At 42.7% G+C, this 5,383-nt stretch carries 5 protein-coding genes; all 5 read left to right on the top strand.

Annotation, left to right across the window (positions count from 1 at the left end; translation table 11 throughout):
• Window positions 1-173 precede the first annotated feature (173 nt).
• The 5 genes from B2866_RS05600 to B2866_RS05580 all read left to right on the top strand — a co-directional run bounded on the left by B2866_RS05600 (window position 174) and on the right by B2866_RS05580 (window position 5,325).
• Entirely contained in the window at window positions 174-581 is a 408-nt protein-coding gene (locus B2866_RS05600) for an OsmC family protein (RefSeq protein WP_296191441.1), read from the top strand.
• 23 nt (window positions 582-604) lie between these two features.
• Window positions 605-1,069, top strand: coding sequence for a flavodoxin family protein (locus B2866_RS05595; RefSeq protein ID WP_296191438.1), 465 nt, complete (start codon window positions 605-607; stop codon window positions 1,067-1,069).
• Between the two features lie 12 nt (window positions 1,070-1,081).
• Window positions 1,082-1,732, top strand: coding sequence for a DUF938 domain-containing protein (locus B2866_RS05590; RefSeq protein ID WP_296191436.1), 651 nt, complete (start codon window positions 1,082-1,084; stop codon window positions 1,730-1,732).
• Between the two features lie 458 nt (window positions 1,733-2,190).
• Window positions 2,191-4,278: a catalase gene (locus B2866_RS05585; protein WP_296191434.1), complete on the top strand. Its 2,088-nt coding sequence runs from the start codon at window positions 2,191-2,193 to the stop codon at window positions 4,276-4,278.
• 264 nt (window positions 4,279-4,542) lie between these two features.
• Window positions 4,543-5,325: an MBL fold metallo-hydrolase gene (locus B2866_RS05580; RefSeq protein ID WP_296191432.1), complete on the top strand. Its 783-nt coding sequence runs from the start codon at window positions 4,543-4,545 to the stop codon at window positions 5,323-5,325.
• Window positions 5,326-5,383: the final 58 nt, after the last annotated feature.

Here is a 5,383-nt window from a genome sequence, read left to right as displayed (position 1 = left end):
GGTCATCGTCAGCTCTCTATTCTTAAGATATACCCCCTTACACTAATGTGTGAGGGGGTTTTCTTTTGTGTTGAGTAAAGTATCGATAGTAAATTGTATGATAGTTATTGTCATATGCTTTAGGTACACTACTGATATAGTGAATTTTCTCCTTAAGATAATAGGATAATAATATGATAACCTCAAAAGTAACCTACCAAGGCAATTTGCGTACTACCGCTATTCATTTGCAATCTAATAATGAAATCATTACCGATGCACCAGTTGATAATCAAGGTAAGGGCGAAGCCTTTTCACCGACTGATTTATTGGCGACTAGCTTAGCCGGTTGCATGTTGACGATTATCGGTATCAAAGCGCGTGATATGGAAATCGACATTGCAGGTACTACCGCTGAAGTGACCAAAATAATGGTAGCTGAGCCAAGACGTGTCAGTGAAATACATGTCGAGATCGCTTTTAATCAAGCGTTAGACGATAAAACGCAAAAGATATTCTACAACACTGCGTTAACTTGTCCGGTTGCGAAAAGCATTCATCCTGATATCATTCAAAGAGTGACTATTAATTCCAAAAACTAGTAACTTCTATAAAGGTGATTGATATGGCTAGTAAAACCTTACTTATCGTCGCGCATGCGCCATCACCGAATACCAAAAAGCTAGCGCAAGCAGCCTACGATGGTGCTAATCACCCTGATATAGATATCAACATCATACTCAAATCTCCTCAAGATACGCAGCCTGAAGATGTGTTAGCTGCGGATGCGCTATTATTAGGCACGACTGAGAACTTGGCGTATATGGCGGGGCTGACCAAAGACTTTTTTGATCGCTGTTATTATCGGGTGTTAGAGAAGAAGCAGGGCATGCCGTTTGCACTATATGTTCGTGCAGGTCATGATGGTACGGGTACCAAGCTTGCCATAAAGACCATTACCACTGGATTGCGCTGGGAATGGATTCAAGAAGCGCTGATTTTACAAGGCGATTGGCAAGAGGTATTTACCGAGCAAGTCGAAGAGCTAGCAATGACACTGGCAGCTGGGGTAGAAGCAGGCATTTATTAATAAGGTGTTTTTATGGTTAAGGATAACTTAGGGAATATAGTTTCTAATCTACCATTTTCTCAAGCGTGTGAAAATAATCAGCAGCCGATTTTAGACGTTTTACAGCAAGAGCTGCAAGACGCTACTCATGTCTTAGAAGTCGGTTCAGGGACGGGGCAGCATAGTGTCTATTTTGCGCCACGTTTGACGCATTTACACTGGCAGACCAGTGATGTGTTTGCCAATCATGCCATTATCAACGCTTGGCATACTGCGTATCCTGCGCCTAATTTATATGCGCCGCTAAGCTTTGATGTATCGTCTGATTCAGTGCCGATAAATAAGACTATCAATGCGCCTTACGATACGGTATTTACCGCCAATACTTTGCATATTATGTCGTGGTTTTTAGTCAGTAAGTTATTTGGGTTGGTCGGTAATATGCTACCTTTAGAGGGAAAGTTCATCATTTATGGACCCTTTAACGAAAATGGCCGTTATAGCAGTGAAAGTAATCGACAGTTTGACTATAGTCTTCGGCAGCGGGATAGCAACAGCGGTATCCGTGCTTTAGAGGACATCATAGAAGTGGCGGAAAAACAGCATCTATTGCTAATAAATCGCTATAAGATGCCCGCCAACAATGAGATATTGGTTTTTCAAAAGAAAGCTGGTATGCCATAATATTTAAAAAGTATATTTTGAAAATTAATTTTTATTTTTCTTAATAATCTTAGGTATATTTATCCGCTAAACCCTTAGTGATCCTTCTTATAGTGCTTAATTCCCTCTCGTAGATATCTACTCATCAGCTTTTTCTGTCTTTATCTTCATTATCATTTCACTATACAAGCGTGTCTGCAAACAGACGTGGTTTGGCTGACGCGTAACCAAAAATCAACACGCTTAACGATATATGTGACATACCTACGGCAGATTTTAAGTAATATGATTGATGAGCTTATCGATGCTGTCATGTATCAATGTCTAACAGCATTCTCATCTATCAAGAAACAATCGCGCTGAACGCAGACAATTAAACGACATCTGAAGTCAAAGCTATCTCTAAGGATATAAAACTGTGTTGGTGCTTATTTGGTGGGCTATCTGTAGTCCATTTTACTTATTAGCTAGGATATTTTATGAAGAGGAATATTGATCATACCGACCCCGCTAAAAACATGAATACCGAACGTGGTCATGGCGGTGAAACGCATCAGCGTGCCGATGGTGATACAAGAGCGATGACCACCCAGCAAGGTGTTGTCATTTCTGACAATCAAAACTCGCTTAGAGCCAATACTCGTGGCCCCACATTATTAGAAGATTTTGTTTTACGCGAAAAAATTACTCACTTTGACCATGAGCGTATCCCTGAGCGTGTAGTGCATGCGCGTGGTAGTGCCGCCCATGGTTATTTTGAGCTTACCGAATCATTAGAAGAGTATACAACCGCGAAAATTCTTACTGAAACGGGTAAACAGACGCCTTTATTTACCCGTTTTTCTACGGTAGCCGGTAATAAGGGCTCAAAAGATACGCCGCGTGATGTGCGCGGTTTTGCGGTGAAAATCTATACCGAAGAAGGTAACTGGGATATCGTCGGTAATAATATGCCGATTTTCTTTATTCAAGATGCGATGAAGTTTCCTGATTTGGTACACGCGGTTAAGCCAGAACCTGATCGCGGCTTTCCGCAGGCGGCCTCTGCTCATGATACCTTTTGGGATTTTGTCTCGCTTAGCCCTGAAACCATGCACAATGTCATTTGGCTGATGAGTGATCGCGCGCTACCGCGTAGCTTTGGTATGATGGAAGGCTTTGGTATTCACAGTTATCGTTTTATTAATAAAGATGGCAAGAGCACCTTTGTACGTTTCCATTGGAAACCGGTCCTTGGCGTACAATCGCTAATTTGGGATGAAGCGGTTAAAATCTCTGGTGCCGATCCTGATTATAATCGCCGTGATTTATTTGAAGCGATTAATAATGGTGATTATCCAGAGTGGGAGTTTGGCGTTCAGTTATTTACTGAAGAAGAAGCCAATGAGTTCCCCTTTGATCACTTAGACGCGACCAAGCTGATTCCTGAAGAGTTGGTACCCGTGCGCATCGTAGGTAAAATGGTACTGAACCGTTATCCAGATAACTTCTTTTCCGAGACTGAGCAAGTGGCTTTCTGCCCATCACATCTGCCACCAGGCATCGACTTTAGTAATGACCCATTATTGCAAGGTCGCTTATTTAGTTATCTAGATACGCAGCTGTCGCGTTTGGGCTCGCCAAACTTTGCGCAAATTCCGATTAACGCGCCCAAATGTCCGTTTGCTAATAATCAGCAAGACGGTCATATGCAAATGCAGATACCGAAAACTCGCACCCTGTATGATCCACAAAGTTTAGATCCTGAGCGCCCACGTGAAAGCATAAAAAAAGGCTTTGAGTCGTTCCACGAGCAGCTAGATGATGGCGTTAAAGGTCGCGTACGCGCTGAAAGCTTTGCTGACCATTATAGTCAACCGCGTATGTTTTACCGTAGCCAGACGCCAGCTGAGCAAGCTCATATCGCTTCTGCCTATGCGTTTGAGCTTGGTAAAGTAGATACGCCGCATGTACGTACACGCATGCTTAGCCATTTAGTCAATATCGATGAAGATTTGGCAAATCGCGTGGCAACAGCGCTAGGTATGAAATTGCCGCAAGCAGCAGAGCCAGCAGCACCGGTTCAAGATCTGCCAACCTCTGAGCCATTACAAACGATTGGTCGAACGCCAAAGAGTTTAAAAGCACGAATGATTGGTATTTTAGTCGCTGAAGGCTCTAAGCATAGTGAGATTAAGAAGTTCGAAGAGGCGGCTATGGCAGAAGGCGCTCGCGTTAAGATTGTGGCACCAAATAAAGAAGTCACTTTAGATGATGGGACGATTATACAAGCCGATGAGCGCGTGGCTGGTGGTCCGTCAGTGATGTTTGATGCCGTGGTTAGTATCATTATGCCAGATCAAGCGAAGAAGCTGGCGAAAGATAGTGCTACTCTCGATTGGTTTAATGATGCCTATGTGCACTGTAAAGCGATTGCTTATTGCGGTGCAACCGATGAGTTTATCTTAAGCAAACTACCGATTGAAAAAGATGCGTTTGTCACGCCACTCGCTGAGCTTAATAGCTTTATTGAAAATGCCAAATCACGTTTGTGGGAGCGTGAGCCAAAGGTACGTGACTTGGCTTAACTGTTCGTTTATTTTAATAACTAGCTTTTTTAATAATAGAAAACTCAGCCGCTGCGCTGGGTTTTTTATTGGGTGCTGTTTTAAATATTCTATGCATGCCTTATCAGTAATTTTTCTCTAGTCACAAGCGTTCACTCAAAGACATTTATTTTAGAATACTGGACGTTATACTAAAGGACAAGTTTTCATCGTATTAGCAATAAAGTGAATAAATAATTCGTTAATAAATCATAGGAATGACAGCAAGGCGGTCAAGGAAGATAAATGAGTTTATGTCAAATTGTACGTTTGGATGGCTATATTCAAAGTAGCTATCTGGCGGTTTATCCAGATAAATTAATGCTATTGGACGGCGGTTGTCGCCCTGATGTGGCGCTGGTGCTTGGTTATATTAAAGATACGCTCAAGCGCCCAATCAGCGATTTAAAAGTAGTGGTCGTCACTCATATGCATCCCGATCATGCAGGCGGCGCGCATAAGCTTAGAAAAGTCACTGGCTGCTTGATTGTCTCGGCTGCTAGAGAGGCGCAGTGGTATAGTGGTGTTGGCGGGCAAGTCATGCATTTAATCGATTTGGGTCTGGCTCACTATGTGGCCAAGCGTCAAGGACGTCCTTTTAAAAGGCTCTGGTATCCTGCGCATCTGCAACCTGATTTGACGGTTAGTGATGGCGATACTATTCCGCAGTTTGATGATTGGCAGGTACTTGAGACGCCAGGGCATACAGATCGTGATTTATCCTTATTTCATCTGCCAAGTCGTGAGGTGTATACCGCCGATTTAATCATCAAGTTGCGTCATAAGTTTGTCGCGCCATTCCCCATTTATAATCCGAAAGTTTATATCCAGTCGCTACAAAAGGTAAAAGACTTACAACCGTCTAATGTCATGATGGCACATGGCTGTGAGTTGGGTATCGATGCCACTACTTTTGATCAGCTGATTGCGCAAGCGCCTAAGCATCGGCGTACCATTAAAGATACCATTAAGCATAAATTGCTTTGGCGTCAAGATGATGACTTTAGCCTCCGTAAGCGTAAACGTTGAAAGCTAAAAACGTTTAGGCTATAAACTAAAGCTTCAGGTGTAATGGACAAAATTCATG

It is taken from the genome of Psychrobacter sp. UBA3483 (genome assembly GCF_002377905.1).
GTDB lineage: Bacteria > Pseudomonadota > Gammaproteobacteria > Pseudomonadales > Moraxellaceae > Psychrobacter.
The sequence above is the reverse complement of the archived record's forward strand: the minus strand, read 5'-3'. Positions and strand labels throughout refer to the sequence as shown.